At 65.3% G+C, this 23,650-nt stretch carries 16 protein-coding genes; 14 read left to right on the forward strand and 2 right to left on the reverse strand.

Going from position 1 to position 23,650, the window contains the following annotated elements:
- The first annotated feature begins 338 nt into the window (after window positions 1-338).
- Window positions 339-518, forward strand: coding sequence for a type II toxin-antitoxin system HicB family antitoxin (locus K8I61_17780; GenBank protein MBZ0273893.1), 180 nt, complete (start codon window positions 339-341; stop codon window positions 516-518).
- Between the two features lie 231 nt (window positions 519-749).
- Here K8I61_17780 and K8I61_17785 read toward each other — a convergent pair whose 3' ends face one another.
- A complete protein-coding gene (locus tag K8I61_17785) occupies window positions 750-1,238 on the reverse strand; it encodes a dCMP deaminase family protein (GenBank protein ID MBZ0273894.1) in 489 nt (162 codons plus the stop codon).
- Between the two features lie 185 nt (window positions 1,239-1,423).
- Window positions 1,424-5,014, reverse strand: a complete 3,591-nt coding sequence (locus K8I61_17790; GenBank protein MBZ0273895.1) for a vitamin B12-dependent ribonucleotide reductase — start codon at window positions 5,012-5,014, stop codon at window positions 1,424-1,426.
- A gap of 431 nt (window positions 5,015-5,445) precedes the next feature.
- On the opposite strand from K8I61_17790, the gene K8I61_17795 reads away from it, so the two are divergent.
- The 13 genes from K8I61_17795 (at window position 5,446) to ftsW (ending at window position 23,531) form a co-directional block, all read left to right on the forward strand.
- Window positions 5,446-5,856 (forward strand): hypothetical protein, encoded by a 411-nt coding sequence (locus tag K8I61_17795; GenBank protein MBZ0273896.1) that lies wholly within the window; start codon window positions 5,446-5,448, stop codon window positions 5,854-5,856.
- 61 nt (window positions 5,857-5,917) lie between these two features.
- On the forward strand, window positions 5,918-10,099 hold the full coding sequence (locus K8I61_17800; protein MBZ0273897.1) for a restriction endonuclease: 4,182 nt from the start codon (window positions 5,918-5,920) through the stop codon (window positions 10,097-10,099).
- Window positions 10,100-10,216: 117 nt separating this feature from the next.
- Window positions 10,217-11,005 (forward strand): hypothetical protein, encoded by a 789-nt coding sequence (locus tag K8I61_17805; protein ID MBZ0273898.1) that lies wholly within the window; start codon window positions 10,217-10,219, stop codon window positions 11,003-11,005.
- A gap of 28 nt (window positions 11,006-11,033) precedes the next feature.
- Window positions 11,034-12,668 (forward strand): hypothetical protein, encoded by a 1,635-nt coding sequence (locus K8I61_17810; protein ID MBZ0273899.1) that lies wholly within the window; start codon window positions 11,034-11,036, stop codon window positions 12,666-12,668.
- A gap of 268 nt (window positions 12,669-12,936) precedes the next feature.
- Window positions 12,937-13,350 carry a hypothetical protein gene (locus K8I61_17815; GenBank protein MBZ0273900.1) on the forward strand — a complete coding sequence of 138 codons (414 nt, stop codon included), beginning with the start codon at window positions 12,937-12,939 and terminating at the stop codon, window positions 13,348-13,350.
- An 8-nt stretch (window positions 13,351-13,358) separates the two neighbouring features.
- Window positions 13,359-14,363: a 16S rRNA (cytosine(1402)-N(4))-methyltransferase RsmH gene (rsmH, locus tag K8I61_17820; GenBank protein MBZ0273901.1), complete on the forward strand. Its 1,005-nt coding sequence runs from the start codon at window positions 13,359-13,361 to the stop codon at window positions 14,361-14,363.
- 221 nt (window positions 14,364-14,584) lie between these two features.
- Complete coding sequence (locus K8I61_17825; protein ID MBZ0273902.1) at window positions 14,585-14,950, forward strand: hypothetical protein; 366 nt, start codon at window positions 14,585-14,587, stop codon at window positions 14,948-14,950.
- Window positions 14,947-16,965: a transpeptidase family protein gene (locus K8I61_17830; GenBank protein ID MBZ0273903.1), complete on the forward strand. Its 2,019-nt coding sequence runs from the start codon at window positions 14,947-14,949 to the stop codon at window positions 16,963-16,965. The genes K8I61_17825 and K8I61_17830 overlap by 4 nt, the downstream gene beginning before the upstream one ends.
- Before the next feature lie 22 nt (window positions 16,966-16,987).
- Window positions 16,988-18,511: a UDP-N-acetylmuramoyl-L-alanyl-D-glutamate--2,6-diaminopimelate ligase gene (locus K8I61_17835; GenBank protein MBZ0273904.1), complete on the forward strand. Its 1,524-nt coding sequence runs from the start codon at window positions 16,988-16,990 to the stop codon at window positions 18,509-18,511.
- Window positions 18,508-19,926, forward strand: a complete 1,419-nt coding sequence (locus K8I61_17840; GenBank protein MBZ0273905.1) for a UDP-N-acetylmuramoyl-tripeptide--D-alanyl-D-alanine ligase — start codon at window positions 18,508-18,510, stop codon at window positions 19,924-19,926. The genes K8I61_17835 and K8I61_17840 overlap by 4 nt, the downstream gene beginning before the upstream one ends.
- On the forward strand, window positions 19,926-21,002 hold the full coding sequence (mraY, locus tag K8I61_17845; protein MBZ0273906.1) for a phospho-N-acetylmuramoyl-pentapeptide-transferase: 1,077 nt from the start codon (window positions 19,926-19,928) through the stop codon (window positions 21,000-21,002). The genes K8I61_17840 and mraY overlap by 1 nt, the downstream gene beginning before the upstream one ends.
- 2 nt (window positions 21,003-21,004) lie before the next feature.
- Window positions 21,005-22,345: a UDP-N-acetylmuramoyl-L-alanine--D-glutamate ligase gene (gene murD, locus K8I61_17850; protein ID MBZ0273907.1), complete on the forward strand. Its 1,341-nt coding sequence runs from the start codon at window positions 21,005-21,007 to the stop codon at window positions 22,343-22,345.
- Entirely contained in the window at window positions 22,335-23,531 is a 1,197-nt protein-coding gene (ftsW, locus tag K8I61_17855) for a putative lipid II flippase FtsW (GenBank protein MBZ0273908.1), read from the forward strand. The genes murD and ftsW overlap by 11 nt, the downstream gene beginning before the upstream one ends.
- Window positions 23,532-23,650 lie beyond the last annotated feature (119 nt).

A 23,650-nucleotide genomic window follows, 5' to 3' on the forward strand; every position in this document is an offset into this window, starting at 1 on the left:
TCGCCGCTCGTTCGCGATGTCAGGGCCGCAAACGGAGTCACGCCGAAGCGAAAGCGAAGGCGGACGGAGTGCGCGGTCTCGTACGCCAATCACAAACGCGGCCGCCCCGTTCGTGCCGCGAGCCGGCCGTTGCGAAACGCGGCATCGCATTCGAAGCAGGTGAGGACACCTGCGGTCCCGGGGAGTCGCCGCTCTCCTTGGCGGTCGATCGTGGTATTTGAAAGCGAATTGACGCAACGGACCATCGCCGAATCGCCTTGCCGCCAACGCGACGCCGCACCGTCGGCAACGCGCCAATCCTGTGCTATCGTTTTCGACGGACGTTAACCGGAGGCGCCATGCTTTTTGATGTCACGTTGACCCGCGCCGAGGATGGCTGGATCGTCGCGGAATGCCCCGCGCTGCCCGGATGCGTTTCGCAGGGCAAGGACCAGAAGGAAGCTCTCGAAAATATCAAGGAAGCGATCGTCGGTTGGCTGTGGGCGGAAAACGAGAAAACGTGCGCGGGAATGAATTAGAGAGTTTCAGGCGGCTCGCGGGTCCATCATCCCGAGGCGTGCGTAGCGAGTGCCGTCGGCCTGAGGCGAGCTACGCTGGCCGAAGGATCTGGCTCCGCGCCGGTTGACGTGTAGCCGTCAGCAGGGGCCAGCCAGATCCTTCGCTTCGCTCAGGATGACGTCGCGCCCGCGGATGACTCACGTACGGAATGGCGTCCCGCCCCGGTAGGCCGCGCCCGCTCGCGCAAGACCCTACAACCCCTGCACCAGCTTCCCCGCCGCCGCCTTCGCATCCGCCTCGATCGCTTCCTCGATCGACTGCACAGGGTTTTTGCCGAAGCCTTTGAGGATGTCTTCCTCGCCGAAGTAGGATTTTTCGTTGCCGTAGATCTCGCCGAAGATGATGCGCGTCACGCCCGCGCCGAGAAGCGCTTTCAGGCATTGCAGGCACGGCTTGAAGGTGCAGTAGCACGTCGCGTCGGAAAGCGAGATGCCGAAACGCGCGGCCTGGAGCACGGCGTTCTGCTCGGCGTGGATCGTCCGCACGCAGTGGCCGTCCTTCACCAGATGCCCCACCTCGTCGCAATGCGGCGAGCCGGGCAGCGAGCCGTTGTAGCCCGTCGTCAGGATGCGGTGGTCCTTCACGATGACCGCGCCGACCTTCAGCCGGTCGCAGGTCGCGCGCGTCGACACCGCCTGCGCGATGTCCATGAAGTAGGTGTGCCAACTGGTGCGTGACATGGCGTTCCCCCGGTCCGTTGCCTGGCGCGTCAGGGCCGCAAACGAACGCCGCCGCGGCGGCGGCGGGAGCGCGCGGTCGAGTGGCGCCGGAAAAATCGTTCTATACGGCCGCGAAACCAACCGCGCACTCCGTCACCCCGCTCGAAGCAGGGCGACTTCGTTTGCGGCACTGACATCGTCTCAATTCACGAACAGCCCGACGTCGATCCGCAGGTCACGCATTTCAGGCACGTGCCGTTTCGGACCATGGTGAACTGTCCGCACTCCTCGCAGGGGTCGCCCGTGAATCCCTTTTGCCGGGCCTGTTTGATCTGCAGGGCGACGTTCGGGCGCGCGCCGGCGGAGGCCCTGGCCGCGGCGGGCAGGGCCGCGAGGTTTCCGATGACGTTTGCCTCGCCGACCTTCGCCTCGCCCTTGGCGCCTTCGGTTTCGGAGGTCACCGAGCGCAGGCGCGGCGCGTTCGCCACGCGCGTCGAGGGCTCGGCCGTCTCGCCGCGAGCAACGACGACCGACGTCTCGCCGGGCGTGTGACCGCCGCGCGACCATCCTTCCTCGTAGAGCTTCTCGCTCGTCGGATCCTCGACGCCGTCGTCGGGGATGTGCGCGAGGTCCGAGCGGTCCATGTAGCTGATCGCCAGCTCGCGGAAGACGTAGTCGATGATCGAGGTCGTCATCTTGATGCGCTTGTGGCCGTCGACCATGCCGTTGGGCTCAAAGCGCGTGAACACGAACGCGTCCACGAATTCGTCGAGCGGAACGCCGTGCTGCAGGCCGAGGCTGATGGCGATCGCGAAGCAGTTCATGAGGCTCCGGAACGCGGCGCCTTCCTTGTGCATGTCGAGGAAGATCTCGCCGAGCGTGCCGTCCTCGTATTCGCCGGTGCGCAGGTAGATCTTGTGACCGCCGATGGAGGCTTTTTGCGTGTATCCGCCTCGGCGCTCGGGGAGCTTGCGCCGGCCGGAGACGTATTTCAGCACGACGCGCTCGGCGAGTTTCTCCGCCGTCTTCGCGACATCCAGCGACGTGACGGCCTCGACCTCCTCGACCGACAGCGAGGACAACGGCTGGGAGAGCTTGCTGCCGTCGCGGTAGAGCGCCACGCCTTTCAGCATCATGCGCCAGCCCTTGAGGTAGGTGTCCTGCACGTCGCCGACGGAGGAGAAGGCGGGCATGTTGACGGTCTTGCTGATCGCGCCGGAGATGAACGGCTGCGCCGCGGCCATCATTTTCAGGTGGCCGTCGATCGCGATGTAGCGCTTGCCGATGCGCCCGCAACGATTGGCGCAATCGAAGACGGGCAGATCCTCGTCCTTCAGGAACGGCGCGCCTTCGAGCGTCATGGTGCCGCAGACGTAGTCTTCCGCGGCGCGGATCTGGTCTTCGGTGTAGCCGAGCGACGGCAACAGGCGGAAGTCCATGCGGTCCACGGTCTCGTCGGAGATGCCGAGCGTGCCGGTCAGGAAATCCTTGCCGAGCACCCACGTGGAGAACGCGGCCTCGACCGTAAATGCGTTCGGCAGCGCCTTTTCGATCTTCTCGATGATCTCGGGCGTGAAGCCCCTCGCCCGCAGGGCGTCGTGATTCAGATGCGGCGCGCCGGCGAGCGTCTGCCGGCCGACGGCGTAGGCGATGATGGCGTCGATCTCCACGTCGGAGTAACCGAGCCTCTTGAGCGCGAGTGGCACGGAACGATTGATGATCTTGAAGTAGCCGCCGCCCGCGAGCTTCTTGAACTTGACGAGCGAATAATCCGGCTCGACGCCCGTCGTGTCGCAGTCCATCACAAGGCCGATCGTGCCGGTGGGCGCGATGACGGTGGTCTGGGCGTTGCGGTAGCCGTGCTTTTCGCCGAGCGCCAACGCGCGGTCCCAGCCCTCGCGCGCGGCCTTGAGCAGATAGTCCGGGCACTCGTCCGCGTCGATCGCGACGGGTTTGATCGACAGGTTTTCGTAGTCGTCATCCGGCGCGGCGTGCGCGGCGCGGCGATGATTGCGGATGACGCGCAGCATCGTCTCGACGTTTTCCTCGTGCTTCGGGAACGGCCCGAGCTCGCCCGCAAGTTCCGCGCTCGTCGCGTACGATTCGCTCGTCATGATCGCGGTGATCGCGCCGCAGATCGAACGGCCGCGGTCGGAGTCGTAGGGCAGGCCCATGCGCATGAGCAGATTGCCGAGGTTCGCGTAGCCGAGGCCGAGCGTGCGGTACTGGTAGCTCTTGCGCGCGATCTCTTGCGAAGGGAACGAGGCCATGAGCACGCTGATCTCGAGCACCGTGGTCCACAGGCGGCAGGCGTGGCGGAAGCCCTCGACATCGAAGGTGCCGTCGTCGTTCAGGAACTTGATGAGGTTGATGCTCGCGAGGTTGCAGGCGGTGTCGTCCAGGAACATGTATTCGGAGCAGGGGTTGCTCGCGCGGATCGGTCCGCCCGCCGGGCAGGTGTGCCATTCGTTGATCGTCGTGTCGTACTGCGTGCCGGGGTCGGCGCTCGCCCACGCCGCCGCGCCGATGCGGTCCCACATCTCGCGCGCGGGCAACTCGCGGGCGACGTCGCCGCCCTGGCGCCAGGTGAGCTTCCACGTGCCGTTTTTCTCGAGCGTGTCGAAAAACTCGTTCGGAATGCGGATGGAGTTGTTCGCGTTCTGGCCGGAGACGGTCTGGTACGCCTCGTTGTTCCAATCCACGTCGTATTCATGCAGCACGACGTGCGTGTAACCCTGGCGCGCGTAGCCGAGGATGCGCTGGATGAAGGTCTCGGGGATCATCACCTCGCGCGCGTCGATGATGGCGGCCGCGAGGGCGGCGTTCTTTTTCGGATCGCACTCGGGCTTTTCGCCGTCGGCCTTCTTCGCGCACGCCTGCAGGATGGCGTTCATCTTGCGTTTGATGAGCTTGCTGCCGGCGACAAGCGCGGCGACCTTCTCTTCCTCTTTCACCTTCCACTCGACGAATTCCATGATGTCGGGGTGATCGAGGTTAAGGCAGACCATCTTCGCCGCGCGGCGCGTGGTGCCGCCGGATTTGATGGCGCCGGCCGCGCGATCGCCGATCTTCAGGAAGGACATCAGGCCCGAGCTCTTGCCGCCGCCGGCCAGCCGCTCGCCCTCGGCGCGCAGCGACGAGAAATTCGATCCCGTGCCGGAGCCGTATTTGAAAAGGCGTGCCTCTCGCGTCCACAGGTCCATGATGCCGCCCTCGTTGACGAGGTCGTCGGCGACGGACTGGATGAAACAGGCGTGCGGCTGTGGGCGTTCGTAGGCGTTCTTGGAGCGCTCGACCTGGCCGCTTTCGGGGTTGAAAAAATAGTGCCCCTGCGCGCGGCCGGTGATGCCGTAGGCGTGGTAGAGGCCGGTGTTGAACCACTGCGGCGAGTTCGGCGCGGCGACCTGCGCGCACAGCATGTACGCGAGCTCGTCGCGGAACGCCTTGGCGTCGGTCGGCGTGTCGAAGTAGCCGTTGCGCCGGCCCCAGTCGGCCCAGGTGTCGGCCAGTCGATCGAAAACCTGTCGCCCGTCGTGCTCGGAGCCGGTCTTCTGCTTGCCGGACTCGTCGACGACCGGCTGGCCCTCGTCGTCAAACTGGGGCACGTCCGTGCGGCGGAAATATTTCTGCGCCAGGATGTCGGTCGCCACCTGCGACCACGAATCCGGCACGACGACGTTCGAATTGCGATGAACGACGCTGCCGTCGGGGTTCGTGATTTCGCTGACCCGTCGCACGAAGTTGAAACCGGCGTACGGGCTTTGCCCCTTCTTTGTAAATCGGCGTGGAATCTTCACCGTCTGCCTCCACGTGAACGCGAATGATTGTCCCACATTTTCGTCAATCCGGCACGCGCCGCGAACCGTTGACGGGCGACCCGCCGAAACGTGGCCGCTACCACAGTTTGTTGGTGCCTGCTGATTGAGGCACCACATATAGTAGCTTCCCGATCGTCTGACAAGCCCTGCGCCGGACCGCCCCGGGCGGCGAGCCGGCCCACGATTTCCCTTGTCGGAACGCGGGGTTCCGCGGCCGAAGGACGCCCTTTCCGGTGCATGAAGGCCAAAGTTTGCCGCACTTTTTTTTCGCGGCCAAATCTGGGGACGAAGGGTTGGGGACAGCGGGGATAAGTCCGGGCGACGGTCCGGCCGCGTGCCTTGACTTGGCAAGCGGATACGCCCGAAACTCCCCGCGATTTTCCGCTGACCCCTAATGACGAGGAGTTCGCATGAACGGGCGAATCTGGTTGTGGACCGCTTTGATCGTGGCGCTTTTGGCCGCCTCGGCGCTTGTCGCCTGCGGCGATGACGATGACGACGACGAAGAAGAAGACGACGACGCGCCGGCCGACGACGACGCGGACGACATGGCCGATCCCGTCGGGGAGTGCACCGACGAATCGCAGCGGCTGTACGGCAATCCCGACGGCTGCATCGCGCCGCAGCAGGAGCCGGCGTCGTCCGAGCAAGCCTGCCAGTCCGGTTACAACGCGGCCGCGGGCAGCTCGTGCGGCGAGCAGTCGTTTATCGACCTCGTGAATTGCATCAAGGACATCTCGTGCGACGACGTCGACCAGGCCAACGCCGACTGGGCCGACTGCGCGGTGACGTTCGAAAACGCCGTCGCGGCGGCGTGTTGAAGCGATAAGGGCCGGCGGCGCCGCCTCCTGCGCGGCGCCGCCCGCCGGTCCCGGAGTCCATTTGCGCGGCCAACTTTTTACCCAGCAATATCTTCTTGAAGGCATTCGAGAGACCGGCGTATGGAAATCGATCACCGATGACGATGTCGAGCGTTTCCGCGCATTCTTGATCGATCTGTTTGGAAAACATCGCGAATCCGACACGCGCAACGAGGCGGAAACCGAACACCAGATCATCATCCCGATCCTGAAGGCGCTCGGCTGGCACTATCTGCCGCAACAAAGCGCGACGCCGCGCGGCCGCCGCAAACTCCCGGATCTTCTCCTTTTCGATGACGACGCAAAACTTCGTGCCGCGCAAAATCACCGGCACGAATCCGAACGATACGCCTACGGGCTGTGCGTCGCGGAATCCAAGCGATGGAACCGCCCGCTCGATCGTGCCGACGACCGCGACACCGACGATACGAAAACGCCGTCAAACCAGATTCTGGCGTATCTGGCGCGCGTCGCGGTTATCCCGGGCAGCCGCATCGAATGGGGCATTCTCTCCAACGGGCGCCACTGGCGGCTGTATTGGCAAAAGGCGTATTCGCAGTCGGAGGAATTTTTCGATATCGATCTTGCGATCGCCGCGGGCGCGGCCGGCTTTGCGGGCGACCTTTTTGATACCGGGTACGAAGACGTTGGCGACGCGTTGAGGCTGTTCATCATCGTTTTCCGGCCGGCTTCGTTTTTCCGTGAAGGAACCGGCGCACGCTCGTTTCTCGAGGAGATGCAAGCCGAAGGCCGCTTGTGGGAACGCAAAATCGCCCAGGACCTTGGCGAACACGTCTTTCACAAGCTCTATCCCGATTTGCTGAACGCCATCGCCGAGCGCGCGCCAGCGGCGACGCTCGACGAGGTCCGGCACGCCGCCCTGATTTTTCTTTACCGGCTTCTATTCGTTTTTTACGCGGAAGATCGTGACTTGCTGCCGGTGAAGGACGAGCGATACGAACACTACTCCCTTCGACGAATTCGCCACGACGTCGCCGAGCGCGTCGATCGCGGTGAAAAACTTTCCGGTAAGCTCGCTCGATATGACCGTCAATTACGGGACTTGTTTCGCGCGATCGCGCATGGGGATACGGAAGTAGGATTGCCCGCTTATAACGGCGGCCTGTTTGACGACGAGAGCATTCCCGAGCGGGCGCGCGTCGAAATCCCGGATTCGGTCCTGATCAAGATCATCGATCGCCTATCGCGCCATCGCGATACGCAGGCGGACGGCGACGCGCGGTCCCAATGGATCAACTACCGCGATCTTTCCGTGCGCCATCTGGGTTCGGTTTACGAGCGGTTGCTGGAATTCGTCGCGTATCGGCAGGCGGACAGAAAGATCGGCATCCGGCCGAACAAGTTCGCGCGCAAGGATACCGGCAGTTATTACACCGCGGACGACCTCGTCAAACTGGTCGTAAAGGAAGCCGTCGGCCCCCTGATCGCCGAGCGCATGCATGTTTTCGAGGTGCGTGCCCAGGAAATGACATCCTCCCGGGCGTCGGTGTTTGATCGACTTTCTCATTTGCAGGAGAAGGACGCGGCCGACGCGATCCTTCGCCTGAAGGTCTGCGACCCGGCGATGGGAAGCGGGCATTTTCTCGTGGCGCTTGTCGATTACCTCGCCGACGAAATCATCCGCGTGCTCGGCGATGCGGCGGGCGTCGTGCACAAGTCGGGCGAGCGATACGTATCTCCGGTTGAAAAACGCATCCGGCAGACGCGGCAGCGGATTCTCGACCACGCCCGCGACGAGGGCTGGCGCGTGGAGGCGTCACAACTGGACGACCGGCATCTCGTGCGCCGCATGATCCTGAAGAGCGTGGTTCACGGCGTGGACAAAAACCCCATGGCCGTCGAACTCGCCAAGGTTGCGTTGTGGCTGCATACGTTCACGGTCGGCGCGCCGCTTTCGTTTCTCGATCATCATTTGCACTGCGGCGATTCGCTGTTCGGCGAATGGATGTCGGGCGTCGTGGGCGACATGGAAAAGGTCGCGCCGCTATTCGCGTCGGGTTTCTTTCGCGACCTCGCGCGGTTCGCGCCCGCGCTCGATCAAATCTCCGAAATCGCGGACGCCGACCTCACCGAGGTCAACACGTCGCGAACGCTCTACGCAATGGTGGAAGACAAGCGGCGGCCGTACTGGCGGCTGGCCGACCTTTGGCAGGGTTTGCGCTGGCTGGAATCGGGGGCGGACAAGGACGAACAGAAACGGGTCCGGGAGGGGCGCAAGCAACTGCTGGACCGCGCCTCGCGCCTGGCCGAGGCGGCGGAACGCGGCTATCTCGACGCAAACGGCCGAAATGGCGGGGACAATGGCGACGCCATGCGGAACCTGAACGAATTGCTTGCGCGGGCGTTGTCGGTCGCGGATGACGAACATTTTTTCCACTGGGAATTTGCCTTTCCGTCGATCTGGAAAATTGAGCAAAACTTTCGCGTTCCCGACGGTGGATTCGACGCCGTTGTCGGAAACCCGCCGTGGGACCGCATGAAGATCCAGGAGGTGGAATGGTTCGCGATCCGCGCGCCCGAAATCGCGAAGCAGGCGCGCGCGGCTGACCGGAAGAAGCTCGTGGCCGAAATGAAGGAGGCGCGAAATCCGCTGGCCCTGGAATACGAAGAAGCGCGGCGGAACACCGAGTCGGCGATGCGCCTCGCGCGTTCAAGCGGCGAATACGACCTTCTGGCGAATGGCGACATGAATCTGTACAGCCTGTTCGTCGAAAGGGCCGCGCGGCTCGTCAAGCCGACGGGCATCGTCGGGTTGCTGACGCCGTCGGGGATCGCATCGGACAAGTCGGCGGCGAATTTCTTCCGAACGATTTCGACGAATGCTCGCCTTTCGGCTCTGTTTGATTTCGAGAATCGCGATCGGAAGACGGGAAAGGAGTTCTTCCCGGATGTCGATACGCGGTTCAAATTCTGTGCGTTGATCTTTGGCGGCGAGACGAGGAAATTCAATCGCGTCCGGTGCGCGTTTTTCCTGCATCGCGTGGAAGAGATCGACGAGGCGGAGCGCGTCTTCGAATTGACGCCGGCCGACTTCGCGCTGGTGAACCCGAATACGGCAACGGCGCCGATCTTCCGAGAGCAACGCGATGCGGCCATCACGACGCGGATTTATCGCGAACACCCGGTGCTGGTGGACCGGCGCGAGGACGAGCCGAAATATCTGTATCCGATCAAATATTTGACGATGTTTCACATGACGAACGATTCGCACCTCTTCATGACGAAGGACGAGCTACAAGCGATGCACGTCAGGCGGTTCGCCGGCAATCAGTGGAAGAAAGGCAAAAAAACCTGGTCCCCACTTTACGAGGGCAAGATGGTGCAGATGTACGACCATCGTGCCGCGAACGTCATTGTGAATCCGGAAAACGTTCACCGCCCTGCGAACGCGGAGTCAGCGACGGACGAGCAGCACCGCAATCCGTCTTGGCTCCCGACGCCGCAGTTCTGGGTTGCCGAATCGGAAATCCCCGTTTCGAAGGAAATTTCCTGGTTCGTCGGCTTCAAGGAAATCACCGCGCCGACGAATGCCCGCACGATGATCGCCGCGGTGATCCCGCGCGCGGCGGTGGGGAACACCTTGCCGCTTCTGCTTCCGAGTTCCGATGCCGCCGACACCGGCATGCGTTTATTGTGCATGCTGGCAAACATGAATTCCTTCGCATTCGATTTTGTTGCCAGGCAGAAAGTTCAGGGACAGCATTTGAATCTTTATATCGTCGAACAATTGCCGTTCATCGCGCCCGAAACGTATGCAGCTTTCACGCGGGAGGACTGTGATGTCGATGTCGCGGCGTTTGTCCGGGACGAAGTCGTCCGCCTGTCGTACACGTCCGTCGATCTGAAGGACTTCGCGGCGGAATTCGGCGTGACGGGCGAGCCGTTCGCATGGAACGAGGAAGACAGGCGGCACCGCATGGCGCGGCTCGACGCGCTGTATTTTCTGCTTTACGGCATCTCGCACGACGACGCGAAGCATATCCTCGACAAGTTTCCGATCGTCCGGGCGCAGGACGAGGCTCGATACGACGGCTGGTTCCGCACGCGGGATCTCATCGAACACTACATGAGCGCGCTTGACGACGGCGATTTCGAGGTCGTCGTCACCCCGGGGCCGCCGCAAAAGCCGTTCGTGCCGAAAAGCAAGCGGCGGAAAACGGGCGTCGCCCGCGGTTCGCGTTGACCCCCCGAAACGGACAGTGCTAAATTCGCGCCGCTTTTTCCGGCGGTATCACCCCGAAAATTTCTCATCTCGCGACCCAGGGAGCCCATGAGGCGCGCGGCAGCATTCGGCGTTTTGATGGCGATCGCGGCCCTTGCGCCGCCGGTGGCCGATGCGCAGATGCGCCTGCTTTTCGGCGGCCAGCTCGAGTATCAGTATCCGATCGACGCGGACGTGTACGGCGGGGGCATGCGGGACAATACCTGGGGGCGCGACGTGCGCGGCCTAACCGCGCCCACCGGCGAATCGCGCAATCAGTATTATTCGTTTTCCACGCACGACGCGCTGTTTCTGCCCGGGCTGATGCAGGGCGTGCGTTTCGGCGAAAAGCCCCGGTTCTCGTTCGAGCTGACCGAATCGCTATTGTGGTTTTCGTACGCGCCAAGCCGCGATCTCGACATCGTCTACGATCGCTTTCAGATCCCGATTCTCGCGACCGCGCGGCTGCGGTTTTTCCCGACGGCGAACTGGCACCCGACGCTGCTTGCGGGCGCCGGCGCCTATTACATGGACACGCGCGTTTCGGGCGGCGACCTCTACAATCAGGCGCGCAACCCGGCCGCGACCGACGAGCCCGAGGGCGAGGGACTGCCAGCGGAGCGCAATTTTTTTCGCAACGACATCGAATTTCGCGAATCGGCGTGGGCCTTTGGCGTCCACGCGGGCGCGGGGTTCGAGGTGCAACTTTTGTCGCAACTGCTGCTGGTGCTCGACGTGACGTGGTCCGTCGTGCCGGTCGATACATTTGACGTCGTGTTCGTGCGCGGCGATTCGCTCGACGATTTCCATTGGGAAAAGCGGAACGTGTCGGGCGACGCCGGGGGCTTGCGCGGCGGGCTTGGCGTGCGTTACCTGATGATTCCTTAAATCCAGGCGGGATTATGCGGAGGCGTCCATGAAAACAACGATCATCCTGACGGCGGCCCTTGTCGCCCTTGCGTTCGCGGGGCTCGCGCATGCCGAGGACGCGGACGTGGAAGATCCCGGCGTCAGCGTCGATCTGTCCGGATACTACCGTGTCCGGTACGACAACATCTTCAACCACGGATTCCGCTTCGACGATGAGGAAATTCTCGGTGACGACACGGACGTGGATTCGGACTGGTGGTCGTTTTTCGATCAGCGCGCGTTGTTTTTGCCGACGGTGACCGTCAACGAGAAGATCCAGCTCAAGGCGCAGGTGGACGCGCTGCGCAACTCGATGTTCGGCCAGAACGCCACCGCGCGGGTGCCGTTTGTGCGGGTGCAACGCAATCCGTCGGACGTGGAGGAGATCGAGACGGTCGAGCTCGACACGGACGGCCTTGTTCGCGGCAACGCTCTGTCGCAAGACACCTCGACGACGCAGTCCTACTACAGCACGACGCCGGGGGCGGAGGTCGATCCGATTCAGCTCACGCGCCTTTGGGCGGAGGTGCTGTTGCCGGTCGGTTTCGTGCGCTTTGGCCGCATGCCGTCGCAATTCGGCATGGGCGTGTTCTCGAACAGCGGCCTGCCGGAAAAGACGGAATACGGCTGGGAAGGCCTCGACAAAAACTACGGCGACACTTACGACCGCCTGATGTTCGGCACGAAGATCGGGCCGTACGTGCCGGTCCTGATTTACGACCGCATCGTCGAAAACGATTTCCGCACGGGCGATCAGGACGTGCACGAGTTGGCGTTCGTTCAGTACGTGCGCGACGTGAAGCTCGGGACCAACAGCACGTTCAACGGCGGCCTGTATTTCGTCAATCGCAACCAGCATTCGACGAACGCGCGGCTGAACGCTTACGACCTGTGGCTCAAGTTCAAGTTCGGCGGTTTCGAGATCGAAAACGAGGGTGTGTGGTTGCAGGGGTCGTTTAAGCAGATCGACTTCGAGACCATCGAGGATCTCGAGGAATCCGGTCTCCCGACGGGCGCCGGGGCCGGCAAGATCGCCGTGTCGGCGTTCGTGGACGCGCTGCGTTTCCGGTATCGTTCCGCCAAGTGGGGCGCGGGCCTCATGGGCGGCTTCTCAAGCCCGGAGCATCCGGACCCCGAGCGGGAATTCGACGGCGACGCCGCGCGCGAGGTGGCGCTGGCCGCGCTTTCGCGCGACGCGGACGAGGACGCCTCCGAGAACACGATCGACTTCATCGAGGCCGTCGTCGAAAATCAGCGCGCGTTCGGCGACCGCATCAACACCTTCCCGATGGATCGCGATTTCAATGTCGACATGATCGTCTGGGAAATCCTGATGGGCGGCGCGGTGAAAAACGGCATCTTCGCCAAGGCCGGCGGCTATTTGCGCCCGGTCGAACAGATGACGATCAACGTCGATCTCATCAAGAGCTGGATCAACGAGCCGCACAAGGACAAGGACGGCGGCGACGCGAGCCACGACCTCGGCTGGGAACTCAACGTCGGCGTCGAGGGCTTTTTCTGGGGCCATTTCTTCACCGGCCTCGACATCGGCTACGCCTGGGTCGGCCCGTACTTCTCCGACGTTTACGACAACGTCTCCAACGTCACCATGGCGCGGATGAGGACGGGCATCACGTTCTAGCGCGGATAATTACACGGCGCCTTGTTTTCGCGCCGAATCTTTCATCGTCCCCGTCGTTGTAGCCTGTCGGCGGTTGGGTCCGTTCGCTTCGCCTAAACCCTGACGATCCGCTCGCCCAAAATTCCACCAAATCACCCCCGTCCGCGTTGACAGCCTCCCATCCTTGTGTTTGAGTGTGGGGAAAGGTGTCGATTTAGGGTTGATAAGTGGGTGCGGTACCCCGTTTAGGCGGTTTTTCATGCGGCTCATGGGTTGCAGCAAGGTCAAAATGGACACGAAGGGTCGCGTCGCGATTCCGGCGTCCATCCGCGAGCAACTTGGCGAAATCGCCAAGCAGCCGTTTTTTTTGACCTCGACGCCGACCTGCCTGGAAATGCTTACGGAAGACGCATTTGAACGCGTGCTTTCCGCCCTGGACCGTTTTCCGGACATGCATCCCAAGGTCGCGAAAATTCAGGCGTTTTACGTTTCGCCGGCTCAAAAAGTGACGATCGACACGGCCGGCCGCGTCCTCGTGCCACCGGCGTTGCGCGAGGATGCGGGCCTCGGCAGCGAAGTCATCGTCAACGGCGGCACCGACCGCGTGCAGCTCTACCGCCCGGACGTTTGGGATACCGAACGCGCCAAAATGCACGCGGAGTGGGAAGACCTCTGGGACGTTGTTTCGGAGCCGCGGGATTGAACAAATCGGTGGGGTCGGTCCCCCATCGGCCGGTTCTCTTAAAGGAAGTCATCGATCTTTTGCAAGTGAAACCGGACGGCGTCTATCTCGACGCAACGGCCGGCGCGGGCGGGCACGCCGAAGCGATCGCGGCGCGGCTGACGACAGGCCGGCTTATCGCCGCGGATCGCGACGCGGCCGCTATCGCCATCGCGCGCGACCGTTTGGCGCGATTCGGCGAGCGCGCCGTGTTCGCGTACGCGAGTTTTTCGATGCTCGGCCCCGTGCTGGACGATCTCGGCGTCGATCGGCTCGACGGCGTGCTCGCGGACCTCGGCGTGAGCTCGATGCAGCTCGACGATCCCGGCCGCGGATTTTCGTTCGGCGCGGACGTGCAAGTGGACATGCGCATGGACACGAGCCGAGGCGAGAGCGCGGCCCGACTGCTCGCGCGTATCGACGAGGCGGACTTGTCGCGCATCCTCCGCGATTTCGGCGAGGAGCGGTACGCGCGCCGCGTCGCGCGGGCGATCGTCGCCGAACGCAAGGCGCACGCGGAGATGATCGGCGAGGACGCGGGCGCACTCTCGGCGATGTTCACGGGCGAACGGCTGCGGCGGATCGTTCACGGCGCGATGCCCGCCAAATCGCGGCACGCGGGCGGCATCGATGCGGCGACGCGGACGTTTCAGGCGCTGCGCATCGCGGTGAACGACGAGCTTGGCGAGGCGGATGCGCTGCTCGATCTGGCCATCGAGCGATGCCGGCCCGGCGCGCGGATCGTCGTGATCGCGTTTCATTCGCTCGAGGACCGCATCGTGAAACGGCGGTTTCGGGCGTGGGCGCGTCCGGCGCCGATCCCGCGCCGCGCGCCGGGACCGCCGGAGCCTTTCGTGCCCCGGGCGCGAGAGGTGACGCGAAAGCCGGTGACGCCGGGCGCCGAGGAGATCGCGGCCAATCCCCGGAGCCGCAGCGCAAGGCTGCGGGCGGTGGAAACGGCCGGAGCGCCGGCGGCGGATGGCGATGGGAAATAGGTGACTGTCCCCGGTTTTGGAAATGAAAAATAGGTGACTGTCCCCGGTTTGGGGGAAGGCGCCGCATGGAATGTGGGTCAAGCGGCATGCGCATTTGAGCGCATGGTTGAGATTTGTGGGTGTTGCGGCATGCGCATTTGGCGCATCGACAAATGGCGTAAACGGATACACGCGGCGGATGCGTTCGTGCGTGCGAACGCGCGCGTGGCGCGGGGTGGCGAATGTCTCGTCATCTGGCGATAACGCCTCCGGTGAACCGGCGGCAACGGCCGGCGCGCCGGCGCGCGCGCTCGTCCGCGCCGATCGACTGGAGGGGCTTCCTGTGGCCCGCGGTGATGACGCTCGTCGGCGTCGCCGTGGCGCTCGTTCTGGTCTGGTCGAGCGGCAAGTCGCTTTCGCTCGGATATGAGCTCAGCCAGCAACTCGGCCGGCAGCAGAATCTGCGCGAAACGCGCGGCGAGTTGAAACTTCGTCTTTTCGAGTTGACGCACCCCGGGCGCCTGGAGGCCGAGGCGAAGCGCCTTGGCCTGAAGCTGCCGGCCTCCGACCAGGTGCGCCGCGTGGTCGTGCCGGAGAACGCGCCATGAGGCGTCGCGATATCCACGACCGCCACCGATCGGTGCGCGCGACGCGCCGCGTCGGCGACGCGTTCGAATTTCGATCGATCTTCATGATCATCGTTTTCGCGGCGCTGTTCGGCGTCTTGATCGTGCGCGCGTTTTGGCTGCAGGTCGTGGAGTACGACCGCTGGGAAAAGCTGGCCGCGAAGATCCAGGTGAAGGCCGAGCCGCTGACGCACCGCCGCGGGCCGATCCTGGATCGCAACGGCGACCCGCTGGCGATCTCCGTCGATGCCGATTCCATCGCCGCGTATCCGCGCCAGGTGGAGGACAAGGACGCGGCGGCCGTGGCGCTCGCCCGCGTTCTCGACATGCGCCCGCGGGATGTTCGCGAGCGGCTGGACATGGGGCGCTTTTTCACATTCATCAAAAGGCAGGTCGAGCCCGAGGTGGCCGCGAGTGTCGCCGAGCTGAAGCTCGCGGGCATCGGCATCATCAAGGAGAGCCGCCGGCGCTATCCGCGCAACAGCCTCGCGGCCAACGTGCTCGGATTCGCCGGGCGCGACATGGAAGGGCGCGAGGGCCTGGAGCTCGGTTACGACGAGGTGCTCCGCGGCGAGGCCGGCCGCATCGTCGGCGTTCGCGACGCGCGCGGCCACACGCTTTATCCCGACGGCGTGAACATCGTGGACAGCTCGATCGGCGGAACGCTGAGCCTGACGATCGACGCGACCGCGCAATATCTCGTCGAGACCGCGCTCGAGGAGGGGTGGAAGCGCTCGAACGCGAAATACGCGCTCGCGCTCGTGATGGAGCCGGATACCGGGCGGATCGTCGCGATGGCGCAGCGGCCGAGCTTCGATCCGAACCGGGCGGGACAGGCGTCGCCCGAGGCGCGCAAGAACCATCTGGTCACGGACATGTTCGAGCCGGGCAGCGTGATGAAGCCGTTCTCCATCGCCGCGGCGATCGAGGACGGCCTCGTGCGTCCGGACGAGTCGGTTCATTGCGAGGGCGGCGCGATGCGGATCGGCAAGCACATCATCCACGATGTCCACGCGTATCAGCAGCTCACCGTCTCGCAGATCATTCAGAAGAGCAGCAACATCTGCACGGCGAAGATCGCCATGCGCCTTACGCGCGAGCGCTTCCACGAGTGGATCCTGCACTTCGGGTTCGGCGCGCGTACCGGGCTGCCGGTTTCGGGCGAGGCGTACGGCCAGGTTCACGCGGCCTCGACGTGGAGCCGCATCGCGCACGCGAACATCGCGTTCGGCCAGGGCGTCTCGATGACGCCGGTGCAGCTTCTCACGGGCTTTTGCGCGCTCGTGAACGGCGGATCGTTGATGCGCCCGTACATCGTGGCGGAGGCGCGCGACGAGCACGGCGTGGTGATCGAGAAGAATCATCCGACGATCGTGCGCCGCGTGATCCGCCGCGAAACGAGCCGCGCGATCTCCGAGATGCTGGGGCTGGTGACGCAGCCCGGCGGGACGGGCACCGCGGCGGCCGTGCCCGGATTCACGGTCGGCGGAAAGACCGGTACGGCGCAGAAGTCGGACCCGGTTCGCGGCGGATACGGATCCGAGCGCGTGGGCTCGTTCATCGGCGCGATTCCGGCGGTCAATCCGCGGCTGGCGATCCTTGTCATCATGGACGAGCCGTCCGGCGGCATGTCGATGCGCTACGGCGGCGTTTGCGCCGCGCCGGTGTTCCGCGTGATCGGCCAGACGCTGATGCAGCATCTGTACGGCGGACCCGCGCCGAAGCCCGGCGAGACCGACATCGAGCGCCTCATCATGATCGCGCGGGCCGAGCAGGAACGCGAAAACAGCGCGGTGACGGAGGCGATCGTCGAGGACGAATCCAAGGCGCCGAACGTGGTCGGCCTGCCGCTGCGCGAGGTCATCCAGATCGCGACGACGCGGGAAATCAACCTCACCGTCGTCGGCACCGGCGTGTCGTTGAAGCAGGATCCGGGACCCGGTACGCCGCTGACAGCCGGCCGGCAAATGAAGGTCGAATTCGGGCCCGCGGGATGACGAGGGCGGACACGAGATGACGATGACGCTTGCCCAACTAACCGACGGACTTGCCGTGCGCGTCGTGCGCGGAGCGGACCGGCGCATCGCCCGCCTGACGCTCGATTCGCGCACGGCGGGGCCGGACACGCTGTTCGCCGCGGTGCGCGATCCGTTCCGCGACGGCACGGCGTACATCGACGACGCGCTTTCGCGCGGCGCGGCGGGCGTACTTGTCGAAAGCGAAAACGGAACGGACGGCGCGCGCGCTCTCGCGGTGGCTCGCGATGTCCGCGACGCGCTCGGCCGCATGGCGCATCGGCTTGGCGGCGACCCCACGAGCGCGATGACGCTTGTCGGCGTCACCGGCACGAACGGCAAGACCACGTTCACCTATCTGTTCGAGGCGATCGCGAAAAAGGCGGGCGTCGCGGCGGGCGTCGTCGGCACGGTGAATCACCGCCTGGGCGGCGAGGTCTGGCCCGCGGACAACACGACGCCCGAGGCGCCCCGGCTCGTCGAACTCCTCGCCGCGATGCGCGACGCCGGCGCGACGCATGTCGCGATGGAGGTGTCGAGTCACGGCCTGGCGCTTGCGCGCGTCGCGGGGTGCCGCTTCGTGGCGGGGGTATTCACGAATCTCTCGCGCGACCACATGGACTTTCACGCGACCGAAGAGGAGTACGCCGCCGCCAAGGCGCGCCTGTTCGCCGATCACCTCGATACCGCGCGCGGCGCGTTCAGCGTCGTGAACGCGGACGATCCGTGGACGGCGAGGCTCGTGCGTTCGGCGGCCGGGCGCGTCGTGCGTTACGGCATCGCCGCCGATGCGGATTACCGCATCGTCAATCCGGACGCGCACGCCGGCGGCGTCGCGTTTCGCCTGCTGACGCCGCAAGGCGCGCTCGACGTGGCGAGCCCGCTGCTCGGCGATTTTCAGATGTACAACCTCACCGCCGCGGCGGCGTGCGCGATGGAGCTTGGTTTCGCGCCCGAGGCGATCGTCGCCGCGCTCGCCGGGGTCGAGGGCGTCCCCGGGCGCATGGAGGCGGCGACCGACGGCGAGGTGATCGTGCTTGTCGACTATGCGCACACGCCCGGCGCGCTCGAAAACGTCGCGGCGGCGGCGCGCCGGCTGACGCGCGGACGGCTCATCACCGTGTTCGGCTGCGGCGGCGACCGCGATCGCGGCAAACGCCCGATGATGGCGCGCGCCGCCGGCGTCTTTTCGGATGTGTGCGTGGTGACAAGCGACAATCCGCGCACGGAAGTCCCGCGCGCGATCATCGACGAGATTCTCACCGGCTTCGACGCCGGCGAAATCGACCGGATCGAAGCCGCGTCGCTGCCCGCGTACGAAGGCAGCCGCGGCGTTCTCGTCGAGGAGGATCGCCGCGTCGCGATCCGTCAGGCGATCGCCGGCGCGCGGCCGGGCGATACCGTGCTCATCGCCGGCAAGGGGCACGAGGACTACCAGATTCACGGCCGGACAAAGACGCACCTGGACGATCGCGAGGAGGCGCGTGCGGCGCTCGCGGCGCGTCGCGGCGAGGGAGCGGCGTCATGACGCGCAACGCGGCATGGACAATCGAATTCGTGGTGCGCGCGACGGGCGGGCGTCTCGTGGCCGCGCCGCCGGGCTACGCGGATCTGACGTTCGATCGCGTGTCGACCGACAGCCGCACGATCGGCGAGGGCGAACTGTTCGTGGCGCTGGACGGGCCGAATTTCGACGCGGCGGACTTTCTCGCGGACGCGGTGGAAAAGGGCGCGGCGGCGGTCATCGTGGCCGGCGACGTCGCGGTGCACGACGTGCTCGCCAAGCGCGCGGCGTTTGTCGCCGTGCCCGACACGCTCGCGGCGCTCGGCGATCTGGCGCACGCGCATCGCGAATTGTTTGCCGCGCCGGTCGTCGCGATCACGGGATCGACCGGCAAGACGACGACCAAGGACATGCTCGGCGCGATCCTGACGCGGCATTTCGGCGAGGACGTGCTCATCACCGAGGGCAATTTCAACAACCTCATCGGCATGCCGCTGACGCTGTTGCGCCTGCGGGCTCATCACCGTGCGGCCGTGCTCGAACTGGGCATGAGCATGCGCGGCGAGATGCGGCGGCTCGCCCGGATCGCGCGGCCGGACATCGGCGTGGTGACCAACGTCGCCGAGGCGCACATGGAGCGCCTTCCGAATATCGAGGCGGTCGCCGCGGCCAAGCGCGAGCTGGTCGAGGATCTCGACGAAAAGCGCGCGGCGGTGCTGAACGCCGACGATCCACGCGTCGCCGCGATGGCCTCAGGCGCGCGTTTTCGCGTGGTGACGTTCGGCGTCGACAATCCGGCCGACGTGCGCGGCGAGGATATCCGCGTCGCCGGCGCGGACGGCATCCGCTTCACGCTCGCGATGGACGATGCGCGCACGCCCGTGACGATGAGCGTCATCGGGCGGCACAACGTCCACAACGCGCTCGCCGCCGCCGCGGCCTCCCGCGAGCTTGGCGTGCCGGCCGAGACGATCGCACTCGGGCTCGAGGCGTTCCGTCCCGCCGCGATGCGCCTGCGCGTTCTCAACATCCTGAATGTGCGCGTCCTGGACGACACCTACAACGCGAGCCCGCGCAGCATGGACGCGGCGCTCTCGACCCTCGCCGAATTGGCGGGCGGCGGGCGCAAGATCGTCGTGGTCGGCGACATGAAGGAGCTCGGCGCCGAAAGCGAGGCCGCGCACCGGCGGCTCGGGCGGCACGTCGCGAAGATCGGCGCGGACCGCCTGTTCGCGATCGGGGAGTACGCGCATTTCGTCGCCGAGGGCGCGATCGAGGAAAACATGGACGCCGGGCGCATCGTGCGCGCCGAAAATCATCAGGCGATCGTCGAGGCGCTGCGCGATCTGGCCGCGGCGGGCGACACCGTGCTCGTGAAGGGCTCGCGCGCGATGCGGATGGAGTGCGTGGTGAAGGGGCTGAAGGGAGAGATGTTCTGATGCTCTACCACTTCCTTCTCCCTTACGCCGACTCGTTTCAGCCGTTCAACGTTATCCGCTACCTCACCTTCCGCACGGCGGCGGCGTCGCTGACGGCGATGTTTCTCTCGTTCATTCTCGGGCCTTGGCTGATCCGCAAGCTGACCGCGATGAAGGTCGGCCAGCAGGTGCGCACGGACGGCCCCCAGACGCACCTCGTCAAGCACGGCACGCCGACGATGGGCGGCACGCTGATCCTGATCGCCATCGTGGTGCCCGCTCTGTTGTGGTCGGAGCTGACCGATCCGTACATCTGGGCTGTCGTGCTCGTCGTCGTCGGGTACGGCACGCTGGGTTTCTGGGACGACTTCCTGAAGCTGACCCGGCGCAACTCCGCCGGCATTTCCGCAAGGCGCAAGCTGTTCGTGCAGACGCTCGTCGCGATCGCGGCGGCGGTGGTGATCTCGTCGCATCCGAGTTTCGTCGACGAGATGCCGGTGCCGTTTTTCAAGAACGTGCGCATTCCGCTGGGCATCTGGTACCTGCCGCTGACGACGTTCATCATCGTCGGAACGAGCAACGCCGTGAACCTGACCGACGGCCTGGACGGCCTGGCGATCGGGCCGACGATGACAAGCGCGGGCACGTTCATGGTGCTCGCTTACGTGGCGGGCCATTCGCGCATCGCGGACTATCTGCAAATCAGTTACGTGGCCGGTGCGGGAAATCTTTCGATCATCTGCGGCACGATCATCGGCGCGGGGCTCGGCTTCCTGTGGTTCAACACATACCCCGCGCAGGTGTTCATGGGCGACGTCGGATCGCTGCCGCTCGGCGGCGCGATCGGCACGATCGCGTGCGTCACGAAAAACGAGCTTCTGCTTGTCATCGTCGGCGGCATCTTCGTGCTCGAGACCGTCAGCGTCATCGCGCAGGTCGCGAGCTTCAAGCTGACCGGCCGGCGCATCTTCGCGATGGCGCCGATTCATCACCACTTCGAGCTGCGCGGCTGGGCGGAGCCGAAAATCATCGTCCGTTTCTGGATCGTCAGCATCATCCTTTCGATGGTCGCGCTGGCGTCGTTGAAGTTGAGGTAACGATGGACGTGGCGGGAAAACGCGTGCTGGTCGTCGGCATCGCCCGATCAGGCCTGGCCGCGCTCGCGCTTTTGAAAAAGCTCGGCGCCGATACGCGCGCGATCGACACCGCCGCGCCCGACGATCTCGGCGACCGCCTTGTGCGCGCGACAGAGTTGGCCGGCGAGGTCGCGGCGGGGGGCTGGCGCGAAGCCTGGTTCGCGGCGGCCGATCTTGTCGTCGTTTCCCCCGGTGTGCCGCTTTCCGATCCGATCTTCAATATCCCCCGGGGCGCCGGCATCCCGATCGCCGGCGAGGCCGAACTGGCGTCGTGGTCGATCGAGGCGCCGATCCTCGCGGTGACGGGCTCGAACGGAAAGAGCACCACGGTCACGCTCGCCGGGCAGGCGCTCGCGAACTCCGGCAAGCGCGTGTTCGTCGGCGGCAATATCGGCCGCGCGCTTTCGGAGATGCCGCTCGCGGGCGAGGCGTTCGACGCCGCGTGCGTGGAGCTGTCGAGCTTTCAGCTCGAGGCGATCGACACGTTTCATCCCTCCGCCGCGTTGCTGACGAACATCTCGCCGAATCACGAGGACCGCTACGCCGACCTCGCGTCGTACGCCGCCGCCAAGCGCAACATCTTTCGCAACATGGGCGCCGGCGACGTGGCGATCCTGAACGCGGCGTGCGCGCTGACGGCCCGGCACATCACGGGCCTTCCGTGCCCTGTCTGGTGGTTTGGCGACGAGGCTCTCGGTGGCGCGTTCGTGGCGGGCGGCGAGCTTGTCGTCAACGCCGGCGGGCGCGACTGGCGTTTCGACCTCGCGCCGTTTCGAGCGCCGGGCGCGCACAACCGCGAAAACCTCATGGCCGCGGCCCTTATCGCCGCGCACGGCGGCGCGACGCGCGAAGGCGTCGAGCAGGCGATCGCCGAATTTGCCGGCCTGCCGCATCGGCTGGAATTCGTGCGCGAAGTCGGCGGCGTGCGTTTCGTGAACGACTCCAAGGCGACGAGCCCCGGCGCCATCGCCACCGCGCTCGATGCGATCGCTGGCGCGCGCGTCGTTCTTTTGTCCGGCGGGCGGAGCAAGAAGGCCGACTTCGCGCCGATCCGCGACGCCGTCGCGGCGCGCGCGCGCGCGGTGGTGACCTTCGGCGAGGCGGGCCCGGAAATCGCCCGCGCGCTTGCCGGCGCGGCGGCGATCGTCGAGTGCGCGTCGATGGACGAAGCGATCGGCGAGGCCGCGCGGATCGCGCAAGCCGGTGACGTCGTGCTTTTGGCGCCGGGTTGCGCGAGCCAGGATGCGTTCCGCGATTTCGAGCACCGCGGCGAGCGGTTTGGCGAGGTGGTCCATGACCTTTGATCCGCGCCGCCAGATCGCCCCCGTGCGCCCGGACCTGATGCTGATCGGCATGGCCGTCATGCTCGCGGTGTGCGGCCTTGTGCTCGTGTATTCGGCGACGGTTTCCAAACCAATGATGCCGGCGGGCGCGGCGGGCGCTCCGGCGCCGGCTGACGACGCGTTGACGGCCGAGCCGACGCGCGCCTCGGGAATGCAGTATCTGCAACGGCAAATCGTGTTTTTCATCATCGGTCTCGCGGTGATGGCGTGGGTCGCCTCGTGGGATTACCGCCGTCTCGCGGATCGCCGCATCGCATACGTCCTTCTTCTCGGCGCGATGGGGGCGCTCGCCCTGACGCACGCGCCGGGCATCGGCAAATCCGTGAACGGCGCGGCGCGCTGGATCGCGCTCGGTTCCGTGCGCGTGCAACCCGGCGAGTTCGCAAAGGTGGCCGTCGTCATCTTCCTGGCGATGAGTATCGCGCGCCGCGGCGAGGAGAAAATGCGCTCGCTCAAGTTTGGCGTCATGCCGAACGTGACGATCCCGGGCGTGGTCATCGGTCTTCTGATGTTGCAGCCGGACTTCGGCAGTTCGGTCATCGTCGCCGCGATCGTCGGCGTAATGCTTTTTGTCGGCGGCGCGCGCCTTTGGCATCTGGGGCTCGGGGCGCTCGCGTCCGCCGGTCTTTTCGCCGGGGCGCTTATCGCGGCGCCGTATCGCATGCGGCGGATGCTCGCGTTCCTGGACCCGTGGGAGGACTACCGCGGGTCCGGCTACCAGACGATTCAAAGCCTCGTCGCCTTCGGCAGCGGCGGCGTGACCGGGCGCGACCTCGGCGCGGGCCGGCAAAAACTCGCGTACCTGCCGGAGATCCACACGGACTTCGTGTTCTCGAATCTGGGCGAGGAGCTCGGCTTCATCGGCGCGTTTGTCGCCATCGCGCTTTTTTCCGTGTTGATCTTCCGCGGGATGATCGTCGCCCGCCGCGCGGCCGATCCGTTCGGGCGCCTGCTCGGTTTTGGTGCGATCGCGCTTATCGGCATTCAGGTCATCATCAACATGGGCGTCGTCATGGGGCTGCTTCCGACCAAGGGCCTGGCGTTGCCGTTTTTTTCGTACGGCGGCAGTTCGCTGATCGCGAGCTTCATCCTCATCGGCCTTTTGCTTTCGGTGTCGCGATACGCCGATCTGGAGGAGGCGCGATGACCGTGCTGTTCGCCGGCGGCGGAACGGGCGGCCACCTCATGCCCGCGCTCGCGTGCGCCAACGCGGTGCGCCGCCTGCGTCCGGACGCCCGCGTCGTTTTCGCGGGGACCTCGCGCGGG

The organism is bacterium, from assembly GCA_019912885.1.
GTDB lineage: Bacteria > Lernaellota > Lernaellaia > JACKCT01 > JACKCT01 > JAIOHV01.